The sequence below is a fragment of the Candidatus Symbiopectobacterium sp. NZEC135 genome, from assembly GCF_025962695.1.
The window spans coordinates 68263-86130 of the sequence record NZ_JAGFPF010000016.1 but is presented as its reverse complement, the minus strand read 5'-3'; the positions used below and the strand labels follow the sequence as shown (position 1 = coordinate 86130).

16 protein-coding genes are annotated in these 17868 nt (G+C 51.2%); 2 read left to right on the top strand and 14 right to left on the bottom strand.

Features of this window, described 5'->3' with window-relative positions; all coding sequences use genetic code 11:
* Both J5224_RS10875 and J5224_RS10870 read left to right on the top strand, forming a co-directional pair.
* Positions 1–357, top strand: a 357-nt coding sequence (locus J5224_RS10875) for a flavodoxin (RefSeq protein ID WP_264625393.1), incomplete at its 5' end; no start/stop codon positions are given.
* 145 nt (positions 358–502) lie between these two features.
* Positions 503–916 (top strand): GNAT family N-acetyltransferase, encoded by a 414-nt coding sequence (locus J5224_RS10870; protein ID WP_264625392.1) that lies wholly within the window; start codon positions 503–505, stop codon positions 914–916.
* On the opposite strand, the gene nifM is transcribed toward J5224_RS10870, so the two are convergent.
* The 14 genes from nifM to nifD form a co-directional block, all read right to left on the bottom strand.
* Complete coding sequence (gene nifM / locus J5224_RS10865; RefSeq protein WP_264625391.1) at positions 917–1708, bottom strand: nitrogen fixation protein NifM; 792 nt, start codon at positions 1706–1708, stop codon at positions 917–919.
* Positions 1708–2151, bottom strand: coding sequence for a nitrogen fixation protein NifZ (locus tag J5224_RS10860; protein WP_264625390.1), 444 nt, complete (start codon positions 2149–2151; stop codon positions 1708–1710). Before J5224_RS10860 ends, nifM begins: the two co-directional genes overlap by 1 nt.
* Positions 2148–2405, bottom strand: coding sequence for a nitrogenase-stabilizing/protective protein NifW (locus J5224_RS10855; protein WP_264625389.1), 258 nt, complete (start codon positions 2403–2405; stop codon positions 2148–2150). The genes J5224_RS10860 and J5224_RS10855 overlap by 4 nt, the downstream gene beginning before the upstream one ends.
* Positions 2374–3558 carry a homocitrate synthase gene (nifV, locus tag J5224_RS10850; RefSeq protein WP_264625388.1) on the bottom strand — a complete coding sequence of 395 codons (1185 nt, stop codon included), beginning with the start codon at positions 3556–3558 and terminating at the stop codon, positions 2374–2376. The genes J5224_RS10855 and nifV overlap by 32 nt, the downstream gene beginning before the upstream one ends.
* A gap of 15 nt (positions 3559–3573) precedes the next feature.
* Entirely contained in the window at positions 3574–4779 is a 1206-nt protein-coding gene (gene nifS, locus J5224_RS10845; RefSeq protein ID WP_264625387.1) for a cysteine desulfurase NifS, read from the bottom strand.
* 30 nt (positions 4780–4809) lie between these two features.
* Complete coding sequence (gene nifU / locus J5224_RS10840) at positions 4810–5655, bottom strand: Fe-S cluster assembly protein NifU (protein WP_264625386.1); 846 nt, start codon at positions 5653–5655, stop codon at positions 4810–4812.
* Between the two features lie 214 nt (positions 5656–5869).
* Positions 5870–6337, bottom strand: coding sequence for a NifB/NifX family molybdenum-iron cluster-binding protein (locus J5224_RS10835; protein WP_264625385.1), 468 nt, complete (start codon positions 6335–6337; stop codon positions 5870–5872).
* A complete protein-coding gene (gene nifN / locus J5224_RS10830) occupies positions 6324–7709 on the bottom strand; it encodes a nitrogenase iron-molybdenum cofactor biosynthesis protein NifN (RefSeq protein WP_264625384.1) in 1386 nt (461 codons plus the stop codon). The genes J5224_RS10835 and nifN overlap by 14 nt, the downstream gene beginning before the upstream one ends.
* Before the next feature lie 10 nt (positions 7710–7719).
* Complete coding sequence (gene nifE / locus J5224_RS10825) at positions 7720–9093, bottom strand: nitrogenase iron-molybdenum cofactor biosynthesis protein NifE (RefSeq protein WP_264625383.1); 1374 nt, start codon at positions 9091–9093, stop codon at positions 7720–7722.
* A gap of 421 nt (positions 9094–9514) precedes the next feature.
* On the bottom strand, positions 9515–13444 hold the full coding sequence (locus tag J5224_RS10820; protein ID WP_264625382.1) for a hypothetical protein: 3930 nt from the start codon (positions 13442–13444) through the stop codon (positions 9515–9517).
* Positions 13445–13783: 339 nt separating this feature from the next.
* Positions 13784–14446: a NifB/NifX family molybdenum-iron cluster-binding protein gene (locus J5224_RS10815; protein ID WP_264625381.1), complete on the bottom strand. Its 663-nt coding sequence runs from the start codon at positions 14444–14446 to the stop codon at positions 13784–13786.
* A 14-nt stretch (positions 14447–14460) separates the two neighbouring features.
* Entirely contained in the window at positions 14461–14679 is a 219-nt protein-coding gene (gene nifT / locus J5224_RS10810; RefSeq protein ID WP_264625380.1) for a putative nitrogen fixation protein NifT, read from the bottom strand.
* Positions 14680–14752: 73 nt separating this feature from the next.
* Positions 14753–16321, bottom strand: a complete 1569-nt coding sequence (gene nifK, locus J5224_RS10805; RefSeq protein WP_264625379.1) for a nitrogenase molybdenum-iron protein subunit beta — start codon at positions 16319–16321, stop codon at positions 14753–14755.
* Between the two features lie 55 nt (positions 16322–16376).
* Positions 16377–17825: a nitrogenase molybdenum-iron protein alpha chain gene (gene nifD / locus J5224_RS10800; protein WP_264625378.1), complete on the bottom strand. Its 1449-nt coding sequence runs from the start codon at positions 17823–17825 to the stop codon at positions 16377–16379.
* Positions 17826–17868: the final 43 nt, after the last annotated feature.

Sequence of the window (17868 nt, the reverse complement as noted above, 5' to 3'; positions counted from 1 at the left end):
GGACAGCTACCGGGTATGGATGCCGGGTGCGAAGGCGAGTCCTGGCAGGAGTTTATTGACGGATTATCCGGCATGGAGTTGACGGACAAAACCGTTGCGCTGTTCGGCCTGGGCGATCAGGTTGGCTACCCGGACAATTTTGTCAGCGGCATGAAAGCGCTGTATGACGCCGTGACCGATCGCGGAGCCCGCGTGGTCGGTGCTTGGCCGAGTGCCGGATACGATTTTAATACCTCTGCCGCACTGATTGACGATAAGTTTGTCGGGTTAGCGTTGGATCAGGATAACCAGTACGATCTGACCGAGGAACGGTTGGACAATTGGCTCGAACAGATAAAAAACGCATTGGCCGCCTGATGCGGTTGCTGACTACAAGGTGTGTTTCCCCACGACGAAATGCACCTTGTCTTTTTTAGCGTAGCTGCATTTTCCGCTTTTCCCTTCAACAACTTCATCATAGTCTTGCTACTCACCGAGACGATTACCCCGCAAGAGAACAACCATGCCTATCACTGTCCGCCCTATCACGGCTGATACCTGTCTGCCGCTACGTCAAAAAACGCTGTGGCCCGATCGCCCTCTCGATTTTCTACGTATCGAAGGCGATGAGCAGGCACAACATTATGGGCTCTACCTGGATGATGCACTTGTCAGCTGTCTCTCTGTTTTCTCGCTCACCAACACGGCCCGGCAGATACGTAAATTCGCCACAGATGCCGCTTTTCAGCGTCAGGGATATGGCAGCAGGCTGTTAACTGAGGTGTTAGAAAAACTCCAGGCGGAAGGCATCAATGACATCACGTTGAACGCCCGACTCACCGCCACAGCGTTTTATGTCCGTTTTGGCTTTCAGGTGGCTGGCGAGGTGTGCCACAAAGAGGGCGTCGATTATGTGAAAATGACGAAAACGCGATAGCTATGCATCGGTCAGGCTACGCAGCCACACCCGCTGCTGCTGTTTTTGCCGCTGGTGCAACAGGTGCTGAAAGACTTTCGGCAGTGCCTCTTCCCGTGCCAGCGGCGTTTCAGGGCGAACCGCTTCACACAGCAACAGATGCCAACCGATCTCGCTCGACACGGGCTCGCTTAACGCCCCCGGCGGTAGCACGAACAGCGCCTGTTCCAGCGGCGCAAACAACAAACCGCGACTGACCCAGCCCAATACACCGCCTTCCATCGCGGTCGGACACTGGGAGTAACGCTCCGCCAGCGCGGCAAAGGTTTCTCCCTCGCGCGTGAGTTTGTCCCGCAGCGTCAAGATTTGCGCTTTCACTGCCGCCGCGTCCTCGTCGTCAACCGTTAACAGCAGATGGCGCGCCAGCCGCTGCTCTGGACGGCAAAAGCGATCCGCATGCCGCAGATACCAGTTATCCACTTCCTCGGACGTCGGTTCAGCAGCCAGTGCGGATACCTGCGCCATCTGCCATTCCAGCAGGGTATGATGCAAAATCACCGCCTGCTGATCTACCGCAGAGAACCCGGCCTCGCCGAGTTCTGCCGCTAACGCATCGGTTACCGCAGCGGTCAAGGCGTCAGAGAGCACCGGCCGGTGTTGCAATGCGGCGTCCGCCACGGCCTGTTCCAAGCGCAACTGCGGCGCCAGTTGCCGTTCCAACGCGCGCTGGCGCTCAGGAGACAGTGCATCAGGTGCCCGGTTCCACAACTTGTGTGCCAGTTGCCACTGGCTGAAGCGCTGCCAGGCTAACATCAGGATACCTCCTCACACAGTTCCAGCGCGCTGGAAGGCACCTGAAACCAGCGTTCACCAAACACCACGGTGTAGCACTCGCCGCGTTCACCCTGATCGGTTGCCTGAATCTGCCCCTGCTGACCCGCACTGACAACCGGCAAGCCGTTTACCGTCAATGCGTGCAGGCAAATGACCCAATCGCCGTATTGAAACTCGCCACGGTGCCAAGGGACATCTGCGGCAATCAGTTCCTGTGCGCGACAGCCGACAATCCGGTCCACCTCAAGGAAATGTACCTGATAAATCAGTTGATCCTGTAGAAAGGTGCCCCATTCGCGCACATAGCCTATGCTGCCACGCCGCACCAGCAGCTCACCGCGTTTTAGCCCCGCTACCGTGCCATCATTGCGCAGCGGGCGCACCACGCGCACCGCATCACCAAATTCGAAGCGCATCATCATGATTGTGCCCCCGGACGTTTGTTCTGATAGCTCTCGGCCAGCAGACGGCGAGCCAGTTGCCAATCGGCATCCGGTGCCAGTTCCAGCGAATTACGCAGCGGCACCGCTGCGCGCAGGCGGCGATGAAACTCGCTGAGCACCGTCAGGTTGCATGCCTGAAGCGCCTGCGTTTCATAAGGTACGGAGAAAAACTTGAAAAAAGCCTCGGCGCTGTCCAGTGTTTCAACGCCGGGCAGTTGGTAGAACCATTCCATCGTCTCGCCTCCCCGGTAACCGCGTGCTGTCACACAGCGACTGGAACATGTCCAGCAGTTCATAATCCAGCGGATTACGCTTGGTACTTTCGGCAAACTCGCGCACCGCAGTTAATAGCGCCGCAGTCTGCACCGCATCTGGCTGATAGCCGAGCCGGGCAAAAATCCCCTCGACAGCCTGCCGCCCTGAATGCTTACCCAGCACCAACCGGTATTCACGCCCCAACAGCGACGGTTCAATTTCCTGGTAGCTCGCGCTGTCCTGCAACAATGCCGCGACGTGAACCCCTGATTCATGGGTAAACACCTGCTCGCCGACCAGCGGTTGCTGCTTATCGATGGTTCGCTGCGCAGCGTTCGCCACCCGTTGGCACAGCGCGGGCAACAGCGGGAAATGGATGCCACTGTCGTATCCCAGACAGCGCTCCAGCGCCAGTGCCACCGTTTCCAACGCCGCATTTCCCGCGCGCTCACCCAGCCCTAACACCGTGGTGTTGACGTGCGTCGCCCCGGCGTTAACCGCCGCCAGCGTGTTTGCCGTTGCCATCCCCAAATCGTTATGGGCGTGCATTTCGATCTGCCCTGCCCAGACTTGCCGCAAGGCGCTGATGCGGGTGAAGGTGGTAAAAGGATCGAGCACGCCCAGCGTATCGGCGAAGCGCAAGCGCTCGGCGCCAGCAGCGTGCGCCGCCAGCGCCAGCGCGGTTAAGGTTTCATCGCTGGCGCGAGAGGCATCTTCACACCCCACGCAAACGCGCAACCCCTGCCGACGCGCCTGCTCGATCAATTGACAAAGCTGCGGCAGCAAGGCATCGAGGGGTTGGCGTAGCTTCTGCTGACGTAACCGATCGGACGCCGGCATAGAAATATCCACCCAATTCATGCCTAAATCCGCGCTTTGCTGAATCTCTTGCGCATTCATCCGGCACCAGGTCATCATCACGGTTTCCGGCAAACGACGGCGGATCACCGACATGCGCGCCCGCTCATCACCGCCCATCGCAGGCGTGCCGACTTCCAACTCTTTCACACCCGCGTCCACCAGCGCTTGCGCAATCGCCAACTTTTCGCTGGCGCGAAACGCCACGCCGGGGCTCTGCTCCCCATCTCGCAACGTGGTGTCGTTAATCACAACCGTACCGTTGAGCGTCATGTTCTCTCCCTTGTATCAGCCGTAGGTCGGTGCGAAATCACCCGCCGCCGCCTGCGGTTTTCCCTGCTGCCAATAGGGTGAGAGCGTGCGCAACCGTTCAACGATCGGCGGCAACGCGTCGATCACCCGATCAATCTCTTTTTCACGGGTATAACGCGACAGCGAGAAGCGAATGCTGCCGTGAGCCGCGGTGTAAGGAATGCTCATGGCGCGCATCACATGGGAAGGTTCCAGCGAACCTGATGTACAGGCGCTGCCGCTGGACGCAGCGATCCCCGCGTGGTTGAGCAGCAGCAGGATGGCTTCGCCTTCAATAAACTCAAACGCAATATTGAGCGTGTTAGGGGTGCGCGGTTGTTCCCCGCCCATCACCATCACGCAGGGGATTATCTGGGCCAACCCGTGCTGTAAGCGGTCACGCAGCGGGGCAACCGCCGCGGTCATCATGGGCAAGTGCACTTCTGCCAGCTCGCAGGCGCTCCCCATCCCGACAATACCAGCAATATTCTCTGTGCCCGCGCGACGCCCGCGCTCCTGATGTCCACCACGCAGCAAGGGGCGGAAGCGGGTGGAGCGTTTCAGATAGAGACAGCCAACGCCTTTCGGCCCGTGAATTTTATGCGCCGAGCAAGAGAGCATGTCGATCTCGCTGCTGGAGAGCACGATAGGGATCTTCCCAACCGCCTGAACCGCATCGCAATGAAACAGCGCACCGTGCTCATGGGCCAGCGCAGCCATCTCGCGCACCGGAAACAGCACCCCGGTTTCATTATTCGCCCACATCACCGTGACCAGCGCCACCCGTTCGCTGAGCAACGTACGATATTGCGCCATATCCAATTCGCCTTGCGCCGACACGCTCAGGCGGTGAATGGTATATCCCTGACGTTCCAGGTGCTCACACACTTCCAGCGTCGCCGGGTGTTCTACCGCAGTGGTAATGATTTCACGCCGCTTGGCATCAAGCGCAACAGCGGAGTGAATCGCCGTAGACGTCGCCTCAGTGGCGCAGGAGGTAAATATAATTTCGCTGTCGTGGCGCGCGCCGAGCAGGCTGGCGACCTGCTGCCGCGCCCGTTCTAGCGCTCCGCGACAGGGCGTACCGAAATCGTGAATTGACGAGGGGTTGCCGTAATAATCCGTCAGGAAGGGCATCATGGCTTCCAGCACCATGGGATCGAGACGGGTGGTGGCGTTATTATCCAGATAGATATTTTTCATGTTCGTTGCCTCACTGAGTACGCAATCAGCTCACGCGGCCTGTGCCGCAACCACTTCCATATAACGCCCGGTGCGCTCCACCAGCTTTTGTTGCAGCCAGGCCAGCGTCATATCCGTCATCATGCACCCGCTGCAGCTTCCCGACAGACTGACCGTGACCTGATGGCCGCTGACGTTGAGCAACGTCATGTCACCGCCATCCGCCTGGATATGTGGACGCAACTCTGCTACCGCGTCCGCCACCTGACGCCATTGGGGGTCTTTAACGTCCACCGCCGTAGCGACCTCCGTCGCCGGAGCGGCATCGCGCTCGGCCAGCAGCGCTTCCAACGTCAGTTCAATTTTTTCGTGGCAGGCGGTACACCCGCCGCCCGCTTTGGTGTAATTGATCACCTCTTGCAGCGTGGTCAACCCGTTAGTCATCACCGCGCGACGAATCTGCCCTTCATCCACGGCAAAACATTTGCAAATCAGTGCGCCTTCTTCATGATCGTCGTCCAGCGTTTCACCACGGTATTGCGCAATAGCGGCGCGCAAGGCTTCTTGCCCCATCACCGAACAGTGCATTTTTTCTGGCGGCAAGCCATCGAGATAGTCTGCAATCTGCTGGTTGGTCACTTGCTCAGCTTGCTGCAAGGTGCGGCCAATGATCAGTTCGGTCAGCGCCGATGAAGAGGCAATGGCACTGCCACAACCAAAGGTTTGGAAGCCGGCCTCCAAAATGGTTTCGGTTATCGGATCGACCCGTAGCATCAGCCGCAGAGCATCGCCACAGCTCAGCGATCCAACGTCACCGATCGCGTTCGCCAGCTCCACCACGCGGGCATTGCGCGGATTAAAAAAATGGTCTTTCACTTTCTCGGAATAGTTCCACATGCTGTTTGCTCCCTAGGGTGACGGGGGAAGGCCTCGCGGGTCGTCTTCCTCCCACACGCACGTCATGGACGGGTTCACAGGGAACTAGCAAATGTGATACCACTCACAAAAACTGCTTATAATCAATGTGATAAGGTTATACGCGAAAAAAAAACCGCGACCAATGTCGCGGTTTATGTCGGTTTTGTCGCACAAGCGACGATCTTGTCAGCGTTCAACAGGCGTCGTCTTCATCCTGCCATTCAGTTTCCGTCAGCAGGTGCACAAAGCGGTCCGGATCGCGCTGGCGTCGCCGAGAGCTTTGTTCACTGTCTGTCCAGCACAGCTGTATCTGCTGTAACAACTGTGCGATAGAGGTTTCCGGCGGCACGCGCACCGCGCGCACCCCCACTTGGAGCAGTTGGCGGAACACCGCATCGCCGATGGCGACGCAGTAAAGCGTCACACACTCCTCCAGCGCACTGATACGGCTCGCCAGCTTCTCTTCCTGATGGCCGTGCTGCACATTGAAATCCACCACTTTCAGCAGCCGCACCTGATCTTGTTTTACGCCATAGACCACCAGCCGTGGCGTGGCACCAAAATGCTGATCCACATGGTGATAATCCGAGCTGGCGAAGGCGACCTGCATCGACCAGACGGCTGAACTGATGGTACTAAGATGACGGCTAACAGGTTGCATGACTCACCTCCGAACGCTGTGCGCCGCGGAATTGCTGACGCAGGGGCGAGTGATAGGCCGATACCGGGTGATGGTGTTCCAGCATCAGGTTCGCCAGTTCGAACAAGGTATCTCGAATACCGGCATAGCCTTGTCGTACCTTGCGGAATTCACCCAGCCGATCGAACACCGGGAAGCCCGCGCGAATCAGCGGAATACCAAACTGTTCCGCCAGATCGGCGGCATGAGAATTCGCCACCAGCATATCTGCCGGGTGGTTAACCAGCAGATCCTGCATGTCTTCCAAATCGCCAATCACCACTTGTTCGACGGGCAGAGAAAGCAATCCGGGCTGGCTGACGGGGGCGACGATTGGCCCCGGTTGCATGCCATGGCTCAGCGCAAAATCACTCCAGGCCGCCAGCAGATCGCCTTCGGCCGCCAATGCAATCTTTCTGCCCTGTAACGCCATATGGCAGTCGATCATCGCATCCTGCACCTGACCGCGCTGGCGCTCAATCCACGCGGGCACCTCACGCCCAGAGAGTTGTTGCAGGTGATGGATAACCGCATCCACCGTCGCCATCGTCATCATATGTGGCACCGTTAATGCCAGACCGCGACTACGCTGCGCCATTAATCCGGCAGCACGCTGGAGTGACAGCCCTACGCTGATGGTGCTCAAACTCTGCCCCATCTGCTCGATAGCGCGCAGCGTTGTCCCACCCTGCGTCACCGACTGATAGTCTCCGCTGGCAAGATGCCCGTCCAGCGACAGTGAGAGATCGGGCACCATCACCGCTTGCAGGCCGAACGCTTCAACGTAACTGCGTAGCAGTTCCACTTCACCGGGATTCACCAGATGGCTGAGCAGCAGGTTGACGCGCCGGTTACGCACGCCTGCGGGCGGCTTTTCCGGCACCCACTGTTCAATCACACTCTCTACCACGGCACTAAACCCGTTTTCCAACGATCCGTAGAAGTCCGGTGTGTTCACCGTCAGAATCGCGGTGGATTTAAAGCGCGGGTATTCGGCCCGAAACTCGCGTACCGCACGTGTCAGATCGCTACCTTGCGCCTCCGACAGCCCGGTGCTGATCAGTACGATGGCTTTGGGGGCGTTGCGCTGACACAGGGTGCTGAGCGCCGTCAAAATGTTGCCATCCGCGCCCATCACCGTGGTTGTGGGGTCCATTGCCGTCGATTGCAACGGAATCGGATCGTGAAAATGTTGGATAAAAAACACTTTGGCAAAAGCGCTACACCCTTGTGCGCCGTGTACCAATGGAATGCTCTGCTCAAAGCCCTGACTCGCCAGAATGGCACCCAACGGTTGCCCACTCTTGATAGGGCTGGTGGCAAGGGGTTTCTTATTACGGATAACATCAGCCATTACGAACTCCTTAGCGCCAGGGGGGCGTTTGATGCGTTTGCGGCCAGACCGGGCTTTCCAGCGTCAAACAAAGGTTCTCTGCCAGCGTGACAATACCGCGGTAGCCCGCATAGGCGTGTTCACGCTCCTGATTGATATCGAGAAACGGCAGGCGCGCCTTATAGGCGGTATACATGTTTCGCCCTCCGGCAATCATCATGTCCGCGCCGTAGCGATAGGCCACGTCCAACAGGGTTCGCGCATTGCCCTCATCGAGCATCACGGCATCTTCGCCCATCAGTTCGCGGATGCGCGCTTTATCTTCCTGCGTGGATTTGCGCGTACCGGTAGCTACCACGGTCATGCCGAGATCTTGCAGCGCCGATACCACTGACCAGGATTTCACACCGCCCGTATAGAGCAATGCTTTGCGCCCTTTAAGCCGTGCGCGATACGGTGCCAGCGCCTTTTCCGCAGCGGCTTCTTCCCGAGCGATCAGCGCTTCAGTACGTTGTATCAGGGCGTCATCGTGCAACAACGCGACAAGCTGACGCAGTGCGTCAGACATGGCACGTACACCGTAGAAGCTGCCTTCAAACCACGGTATACCGTAACGTTGCTCCAGACTGCGCGCCACGTTGATGAGTGCACGAGAGCACACCAGCATGTTAGCCTGTGCACGGTGCAAGGTCTGAATTTCAGCAAAGCGTCCATCGCCAGATAAATTGCCCAGTACACGAATGCCCAGTTCATCGAGTAGTGGATGCACATGCCAAAACTCACCAGCGATATTGAACTCACCAATTAAGCCGATATCGTGACGATGTGCGACAGGAATCGGGCTGTTTTCCGGCCATGGCGCCGGTTCGCGCGTGCCAATCACCTGCTTGAGCATCACCTCACCGGCCAGACGATTGCCAAAATTTTTGCTGCCATAAAAACCCGCAGAATCGACGGCGATCACTGGCACACCCACTGTCACCGTTGCGGCACGGCACACCGCATCGATATCATCCCCCTCCATCGCGGGAACACAGGTGTTGTAGACAAAAACAGCAGCAGGATCGTAGCGCTCCACGATATGACGCACAGCATGGAACAGCCGCCGCTCACCGCGCCCCATGATCACATCCTGCTCATTGAGGTCGGTGGTGAAGCCAAGTCGGTTCAACCTTGGCCCGGAGCTCTGGCTGCCACGGTTATCCCAAGAGCTACCCGCGCACCCGATAGGGCCATGCACCAGGTGAGCCACATCGGCCAGCGGCAGCAAGGTGATCTGCGCGCCATCAAAAGCGCAACCCCCTGCCGTGGCGCCGGGTTTCGGTGCGCTACATCCGGTTTTTTGTTTATGGTTATGCTCACAGGCGGGCTCATCAAGCAGCGCCAGAATTTCATTCCCCTTCATCTTGCCCTCGTCGAGTCAGTTGACTTTATGACGCTATTGCAATTCGCGGGCCATGAATAAATCCTTTTATTTCATTGTGATATAATTGTTCGTTTTGCAACAAACGTGACAATGGCGTAAAAAGGACATAACTTAACTGAGGGAAAGAAAGGTAAAAATTGCTGCAGCTTCCCTCTTTTACTATCAAACCCGACATTATCATTAATTATTTTTATATAGTTAATGATTTGTTCTTGAATTGACGCTATCGGCAAAACATTTTTTCGAAGTTTACTAAAATTTTTCCTGGATTCCTTAGCCTCTCGTTCATTACTGTATGGTGTTTTATAGAATGAAGATGATGTGGTTGATATCCTTTGCATAAAAACCTCTCTTTAGAATTTTTCACTATTACACCCAATAACTCGGTGTCATAGACACTTTACGGCGTAATTTCAAAGGGTTGTTTTTCTGTTATGCGCATAACTTCTATCGACAATTTATATAACGGGAACGTCAGTTCAAACTGCGGTAGTGTTGCTTCTCTTCTGACTCTCTCGGCAGCATTTCGATTTAAATGAGCCCCACGACCAAGATTAGACATCAGTATTGCCAAAGAATCAGCATTATCCATGAATACGTTTACTCTTAACATCGGATCTTGTTTAAGGAGTTCTTTGAATTGAGCTTCAGAGATATCATCTCTGGCGTACTTATGTTGATACAACTTGTGGATATTTTTAATATTTTTAATATTACCATCTCTTACAGCATTATTAAATTCTTCCATAGCGTAACTAGGTTTTTTTATATCAGCCGACATACCAATTGATTTAATATCGTATGAGCCGTCAACATGTGATATATCATGATATAGGACTGTGTATACTCCAGGCAAATGTTCCCTTGCTGCATGAATGTTATCCAGAAGAAGAACCACTCTTTTAGCCTCATCACCTGGAACAGTCAATGCCATTGTATTATTAATCGTAAGGTCAGGCACATAAGGCCTTCCTCTTTTGCTGCTCGTGGCAAATATAATATTTTCAATGTTTTTATCAAAATATTCAGAAACTTTTTTCACATAAAAATGAAACCTTTTTATTGCTTCATTTTCAATTTTGATTCTCAATGTTAAATCCTCAATCGAATCTAACATCAAAGCATCATGCAAATAACGTTTAATTGCCACAGTCTCTTCTCTAAAATTCAAATTTGTAGCACTACTAACTTCTGAAAATGGTATCAACTTCTCCTTCAGCGAATTGATCATATTCTTTGCCTCTTCCACATGCTGCTTATAAAAGTCTAGATTTTCCCTCAAGAATTCATATTCTTCAGGGACATCATTTAACGCAACATTGTATTTACATAAGTAATTATCGTAATTTCCATTATACTTGGAAACAATTGTGCTTCTTAAAATAGCTTCCGATAAACCTTTTGACCTTGTTACATTACCACCTTCAACCGCCAATAACCATTTACCGCCAGGAGATAAATCAAGTGGCGCATAGCCATTTGGGGGTAAAAATTCTTTTATATTCTCAATACCCATACCTTGGTTAATGTGAAAGTCACTAATATCACTAATATCACTAATATTGGCAATATCGCTAACATCACCATAACTAGCAACACCACTAGGAACATCACTGACATCAACCACATTAATAAACTCACTTCCACTACTGTTAGTACTAGTTATACCAACAACATTCTGGTTATATTTTTGAACTCCAGGCACACTCAAATCCATATATCTTACAGTATCTTCTTCTAAAATTTTATTTTCAGAAAGTGTGTAACGTCGCCCAAACTTATCACCTGTTTCAGGATCAGTCATGACGTAGAGATCTTTATTTACCCCATTATTTATTTTTGTTACCGGAACCTCGATACCTGAATCAGGGAAGCGCGCCATGATAATTTCCTCACTAACCACATGGGATGTTTTTCGCAAATCATCAAAAACTGCTATTTTTTTCAAAACGTTAATTCCATTCGTTTCCAATTTAAGGTAAGGCATTATTTTTTTAGTTAAAAATGTTCCACTGTTAGCTAACAATTCAAATCCAGGATCAACAGTTTGTAGTGAAATGCGACCTAACCTTAGGTATTCACTCATTGTGGGTACGTGGATACTACGCGACAGTGTGGCCCCGGCCCCGGAAAATGAGCCCTTCATTAACGGCTTTATGGCCAAGCGAGCCCCTCTGGCTAACCCTATTCCAAACTTTCCCCCAAGGGATGCAGCAAAACCCACTGCGGGGAGCAATGTTAATGCATCAGCAACACAGGAACCAATATACTTATCAAGATCATCGTTATTTACGATACCTTCGACACAGGTATAAACGGGAATAATGGTTTTTATAAAACTTATTACTTGTTGTAAATTTGACTTATCATTTCCCATTTCAAAAACTTGTTCATAAAATTGATCAGAGTGTTTATCATTTAAATACTTCACCACCCCCCTCTCCTGACCTTTCAGTTCAACAGAGGGGGTAGGTTTCTTAAAAAAATATTCATACTCAATATCATCAATGAGTTTACCGTTTTTAATTTCATATCCCTTTCTAAAATCACGATTCAACAACCCTGCGTTAATATAACGCTGCAAATCATGATCAACACGAATGATTTTATAAGGAGAAACCAATGAATCTGTTTCTTTCTTTAAGGCATAAACCCTTTCTTTATTACCCACGGTTACAGAAAAGAGATCTGCATCTTTTATTTCAACTTTATAATTTTCTATATTAGGATACGTAGCACCAGGATTTGTAATTAAGGGAGTGGAAGAACGCATAGTAAATTTTATTGAATTGATTTTCGCCCCTGCGGATGAAATAAAATCCAACTCAGATTTCCCTATTGAGGATAAAGCATCATGGATTAAAAAATTGTTGACAGACTTGAATTTTTCAGACAAGTTCTTTACCAATATTTTATACTCTTCATCAAGATCCGGGCTTTCATCACAGGGTTTCAAAAAGCCATTCATATAACCTTCTTTTATCAATTCCAATTCAATCCTACTTTTCTTTACTGGAGATAGAGTACCCGTTTTTGAAAATTCAGTTGTCATACAATCATTAATAATGTTATCTGCTAATTCTTTTTTAGAAACCCAAGTGGATAAAAGAGTATTTAACTGATTAAATTTAATAATAAAATCATTTTGTGATACGATCACACTTCTCTGATACTCAATATATTTATCTAACGCCTCCATTTTGACACTAAAAGAGCTTTCTTCAGCATCGAGCTGGTTAGTGCTTTTATCTGCCATTGTAATGACTGACGGCAGGAAGAGAAAATCAACATCATCTATTGAAAAACCTTCACTGAAGGCCATATTCCATAATGCTCTTCCGATTGCGATTATCTCATCCGAAGAGACATCAGATAATTTTTCAACACTATTTACATATTTGTATCCAGTATACAAATCCGCAAAATCCTGACTCATCAATGAGATATTTAGTACACTGTAATCTTGGCTTTTAAATAATGGAATTTCATTTTCAAGACAATCATTCCACATAATAAAAAAATAAATTTTTTGTTCTACATCAAGATGGTTAACATTTATCTTACCATCATTAACAAGCTCTGAGAGATTAAAAAACCTTCTCAGGTCACTAACGGTAAGTTTTGATGGGTTTTCAGATAAAACCATTTTATCAGCAATATATTTCCCTATGGAACATGCTATAACTTGATTAAATAGCCACTCTTTTATAACGGACTGTGCCATTTTCGGTGAAATAGTCTCACCTTTTACCCCACCATAAAGATTAGAATTCCCTAATATAAGACTGGCGACATTTTGTTTTTTTTCAACGAGTGCCTCGTTACTAACATCTTCATAATACAGATATTTTGCCAATCCAGAGATTAAAGTTTCCTTTTCAATGAATGGGTCAGATAAATAATCACCACCCAGACCATTTTGTTGTAAAAAATCAATTATTCTTTTTTTCCCTACATTATCCATTGATGATGATACGTTTCTTTTTCTAATAATTTTATTATCTAGCTCTCTAACATTTTTTTCACCAGAAAATATTGGAACAGCGGTTTCTACATTGCCGCTGTCAGCTGGCATAGCGACTAAACCAACGTTACTCCTCGACTCAACAATACCTTTAATTGTATTATTCCTATCATTCAAGTTGATGGTATCACCAACTACCTTGTCATATCCCTTTTGTAGATGTGAAGTAATTTCCTCATGCAGTGAGGTTATTGGTAATGGTTCTTCACGAAAATCATTAATATTATTATCAGGCTCCTTAGGTTTTTCGATGTGGTTATCACACATTTTATCAAATGAGGATGATGTAGTTGAAATCCCTTGCATAATGACATCTCCATGTTAAATTTAACTAAAATAGCCAAGAATAAAGGCATCGAAAAAAAAAAATTAACATTCAAGTATGCTTTGACGAATTTTAACTCGTACTAGAAGATAAATCACACTATCATCTCGGTCATAGTTTACATTATAGAGTTATCCTGAACACACAAATGAAAATTTATTATTTATTGCCACACTGTTTAGTCTAAAAAAGCAAACGGTTGATATATCACCGATTCTATTAATTAGATCGTTAAGGGACACGAACGAAAATATTGAAAAAACACATTGAAAGCAGATTATTCCCGTGAATACAGAAATAACCTGCTGTGAGAACGGCAGCTAAAAAACACGCAATTCAAGCGGGTTACCCTTTTCCAGCCGTTTTGCCAGCCAGGGTGGTAGGCGATCGGCCATCAACGTTTGCAACGCATCTCGCTGTGAAGAGATGCTAGTGCCGGGCGGTACTTTCATTGGATGTATATTATGGCGAATAATCCGCGCCGCCGCCGGGCCACCGATCGCTTCGCAGAACAACAAATGGCAACCCGCGAGCAGTTGAGCGCGCACTTCATTGCTTTCTAGTTCCCCCGGTTCACTGGGGTAACGACGCAACCCGTGTAGCCACGAGCCTGTGCCGTCGAACGCGTAAATAAAAAACAGGCGGCACTGGCCAAAATGGCCGTTAATCGCGATCCCATCCTGTGACGAAAAAGCCGCCAGCAGTTGAGGCTCGCGCCCCGCTGGCGATGTCACCGCCAGGTGAGCCGGCAGTTCACCGCGCAGGCATGCCATCACCCGTTGCCAGCGGCCTCGCGTCATCACGGCACGATCGCCGGGAAAGCGCGCCATCAGTTGCGGTAGATCAAGCGCAGACAAATAGGCCAGATCGAGCGAGGCTTCATCCTCTTGCGCAACCCAGCGTAACAACTGCGGTGAGGAAAGCTCCGGCAAGCAGTGCATCAACGCAAACAGTCGCCAGAACAGGCGATCATCATCGGACATGTTCCCCTCCTCATTCACACCAGACCGGGACGCGAGGCCCGCAGGCTGACAGGAAACTGTGGTTTTTCCGTTTGTGGGTTCACGTAGTAGCGTTTTCCCCCTTCCAGCGCCACCTCTCCCCCCCAGCAATCCTGACTGTCAAACTCTACCCCGATCACCTTCGCCTCTAAATCCTGCTTGGCGATATAGCAATACAGTTGCGCATTGCGCTCACGAAAAATCACTATCGGCATATACACCCCCTCAGTGGCAAAGTGACGGCCCGGACAATGCCGGGCCGATAAGTGGGCCACGTTGACCAAAGGATCAACGAACAAGATCGAAGTTGTAGTCAGTCTTGCCGAGCTTCATGGTATCGCGGTCGAGCTTCTCCAGTACTGCATTGACCAACTGAGTCAGAATCGACATTGCGCCTTCATACCCCCAGGTGGTTTGGCGGTGCAGATGATGGCGATCGAAAATAGGGAACCCCAGACGAATCAGCGGCACTTCAAACTGCTCTCCTTTCGCCAATGTGTCGCGCTGAATGAATTTGCCGTAGGAGTTACCAATCATGAAATCCGGTTTGTTGGTGAACATCAGCGAGCGGAAATGCCACAGATCGCAGTTGATATACACCTCACTCTCCTGCCCATAGGGCGAATCGCTCAGCATTTTTTTCATCGCTTTCTGCCAACGTTTGTTGGCGTTGTGACACAGGATGACCGTCGGTTCACAGCCCAGTTCCAGCAGAAATTGGGTCAGTCCCATCACAAAATCCGGATCGCCGTACAGGCCAAAGCGTTTGCCGTGTAGCCAGGTGTGGGAGTCCAGCATCATATCCACCAGCCTGCCGCGCTCAAGGGTCAGCGCATCCCCGACCGGCACGCCCGTCAGTTCACTCACCGCCATCAACAGGTTGTCCGTCGCAGTCAACCCAATCGGCACAGAAACCTCGGTAGCCGGTTGATTCCAGTTTTCCTGCACCATTTTCTTGGTTTTTGTCAGGTGCCACGGTTGCAACAGCAGCGTATCGATGGCGTTCGGTGCATCACGCATTTCTTGCTGGGTCGTTCCGCCCGCGTACATACGGTAGTGGCCGTCTGCCGGCGTATCCAACACCTCTGACGGATCGGACAGGATGGCACACGGCACCCCCATCTGTTCCATCATGCGTTTCAGTACCCGATAGTTGCCCAGATAGGTTTCAAACCCGGTCACCAGATTCAGGCGCGCCAGGCTGCCAGGCTGGTAATTTTTGTCTTCACCGCTGGTAAAGGTACGGGCAAATCCTTCAAACATATTGTCCCAGCCGGTGATATGGCTGCCGATAAAGCTCGGCGTGTGGGCATAGGGGATCGGCATTTGCGCGTCGACAAACCCATCTTTCTTGGCATTAGCGATAAACGCTTGCAGGTCATCGCCAATGACTTCCGCCATACAGGTGGTGGAAACGGCGATCATCTCTGGTTTGTAGAGTGCGCTGGCGTTCTGCAAACCGGCATTCAGGTTGTTATTCCCGCCAAACACCGCGGCGTCTTCCGTCATGGAGTCAGAAACACAGGCGACAGGCTCCTTGAAATGACGGTTAAAATAGGTGCGAAAATAGGCCACGCACCCCTGAGAGCCGTGCACATAGGGTAAGGTGTTGGCAAAACCCAGCGCACACAATACCGAGCCTAACGGCTGGCACGCTTTCGCCGGATCAATGGTGAGTGCTTCGCGCTTAAAGTTAAGTTCCTGGTACTCCGGCGTGGTAGTCCACTCGAAGACCTCACGTACACGCTGCTCATCATGCGCCTCTTCCATCGGGCGTTTATTGTGAAACAGCGCTTGGTATTCATCCTGCTCAAACAACGGAAAGCAGGAATGGGTTTTTTCAGCAGTTTGACTCATGGTGTACTCCTCCCGCGCCACAAATCGGTGAACTAACGGGATATCAGGATAAAGGTTAGGCCGATTTCAGCCACGGAGCCGTCAGTTCACGCCAACTGGGGTTATTCAACGTCATGTCCATGTCACGGGCGAAAATGGCGAAACCGTCATAGCCGTGGTACGGACCGGAATAATCCCAGGAGTGCATCTGGCGGAACGGCACACCCATCTTTTGAAAGATGTACTTTTCCTTAATGCCGGAGCCGACCAAATCGGGTTTCAGCGCCTTAACGAACGCTTCCAGCTCATAGCTGCTGGCATCATCAAACAGCAGCGTGCCTTCTTTCAGATCCGGCAGCGTGCGGTCGTAGTCGTCGTTGTGGCCGAATTCATAACCAGTACCAATAATCTCCATACCGAGATCTTCATAAGCACCAATAATATGGCGTGGACGTAATCCCCCGAGGTACAGCAGCACCCGGCGACCTTCCAAACGAGGACGGTATTTGGCGATAATCGCAGCGGTTTGCGCCTGATAGCGGGCAATCACCGCTTCGGCGTTCTGCTTGATGGTGTCATCAAACTGCTCGGCAATTTTGCGCAGCGATTCGGCAATCTTGGTCGGGCCAAAGAAGTTGTATTCCATCCAGGGAATGCCGTGCTTCTCTTCCATATGGCGCGAGATGTAGTTCATCGAACGATAACAGTGCACCAGATTCAATTTTACAAATGGGGTGTTTTCCATCTCCACCAGCGTGCCGTCGCCGGACCACTGCGCCACCACGCGCAACCCCATTTCTTCGAGCAGAATACGTGACGCCCAGGCGTCACCGCCGATGTTGTAGTCACCGATGATCGCCACGTCATACGGCGTGGATTCAAAGGGTTTACCTTCACGGTTATCCAGCACCCAATCGCGGATCACGTCGTTGGCAATGTGGTGTCCAAGAGATTGCGATACGCCGCGAAACCCTTCGCAGCGCACTGGCACCACCGGTTTACCAATGGCTTTACGGCTGGCATTGGCTACCGCTTCAATATCATCGCCAATCAACCCCACCGGACACTCGGACTGGACGGAGATCCCTTTACTGAGCGGGAATAACATCTCCAGCTCTTCGATCAGTTTGGTGAGCTTCTTGTCACCGCCAAACACGATGTCCTTTTCCTGAAAATCCGAGGTAAAGTTCAGGGTGCCAAAGCTGTTTACACCGCTGACACCGGTGTAATAGTTACGACGTCCGGCACGGGAGTATTGGCCACAGCCAATCGGGCCGTGCGAGATATGGACCATGTCTTTGATCGGTCCAAACACCACCCCTTTGGAACCGGCGTAGGCGCAGCCGCGCACCGTCATCACGCCAGGTTGCGATTTACGGTTTGATACCAGACATTTCCCCACGCTCTCCTGCGCCGGGTCGGTCACCATCATGTGTTTTTGGCGCTCTTTGCGCGTTTTCTCAGGGAAAACTTCCAGCACTTCCTGGATGATCGCCTGATTGCGTTCACGGGTTGCGTTTGTCATTTCACTGTTCCTTCTGCATCAGGGCCCCCACGGGCGGGGGCTG

Excerpts from the sequence above, each read along its gene's own strand:
- J5224_RS10820 (WP_264625382.1), bottom strand. The coding sequence starts at position 13,444 with ATGCAAGGGATTTCAACTACATCATCCTCATTTGATAAAATGTGTGAT.
- J5224_RS10870 (WP_264625392.1), top strand. The coding sequence starts at position 503 with ATGCCTATCACTGTCCGCCCTATCACGGCTGATACCTGTCTGCCGCTA.
- nifM (WP_264625391.1), bottom strand. The coding sequence starts at position 1,708 with ATGTTAGCCTGGCAGCGCTTCAGCCAGTGGCAACTGGCACACAAGTTG.
- J5224_RS10860 (WP_264625390.1), bottom strand. The coding sequence starts at position 2,151 with ATGATGATGCGCTTCGAATTTGGTGATGCGGTGCGCGTGGTGCGCCCG.
- nifD (WP_264625378.1), bottom strand. The coding sequence starts at position 17,825 with ATGACAAACGCAACCCGTGAACGCAATCAGGCGATCATCCAGGAAGTG.
- J5224_RS10815 (WP_264625381.1), bottom strand. The coding sequence starts at position 14,446 with ATGTCCGATGATGATCGCCTGTTCTGGCGACTGTTTGCGTTGATGCAC.
- nifT (WP_264625380.1), bottom strand. The coding sequence starts at position 14,679 with ATGCCGATAGTGATTTTTCGTGAGCGCAATGCGCAACTGTATTGCTAT.
- J5224_RS10855 (WP_264625389.1), bottom strand. The coding sequence starts at position 2,405 with ATGGAATGGTTCTACCAACTGCCCGGCGTTGAAACACTGGACAGCGCC.
- J5224_RS10835 (WP_264625385.1), bottom strand. The coding sequence starts at position 6,337 with ATGCAACCTGTTAGCCGTCATCTTAGTACCATCAGTTCAGCCGTCTGG.
- nifE (WP_264625383.1), bottom strand. The coding sequence starts at position 9,093 with ATGAAGGGGAATGAAATTCTGGCGCTGCTTGATGAGCCCGCCTGTGAG.
- nifK (WP_264625379.1), bottom strand. The coding sequence starts at position 16,321 with ATGAGTCAAACTGCTGAAAAAACCCATTCCTGCTTTCCGTTGTTTGAG.
- nifS (WP_264625387.1), bottom strand. The coding sequence starts at position 4,779 with ATGAAAAATATCTATCTGGATAATAACGCCACCACCCGTCTCGATCCC.
- nifU (WP_264625386.1), bottom strand. The coding sequence starts at position 5,655 with ATGTGGAACTATTCCGAGAAAGTGAAAGACCATTTTTTTAATCCGCGC.
- nifV (WP_264625388.1), bottom strand. The coding sequence starts at position 3,558 with ATGACGCTCAACGGTACGGTTGTGATTAACGACACCACGTTGCGAGAT.
- nifN (WP_264625384.1), bottom strand. The coding sequence starts at position 7,709 with ATGGCTGATGTTATCCGTAATAAGAAACCCCTTGCCACCAGCCCTATC.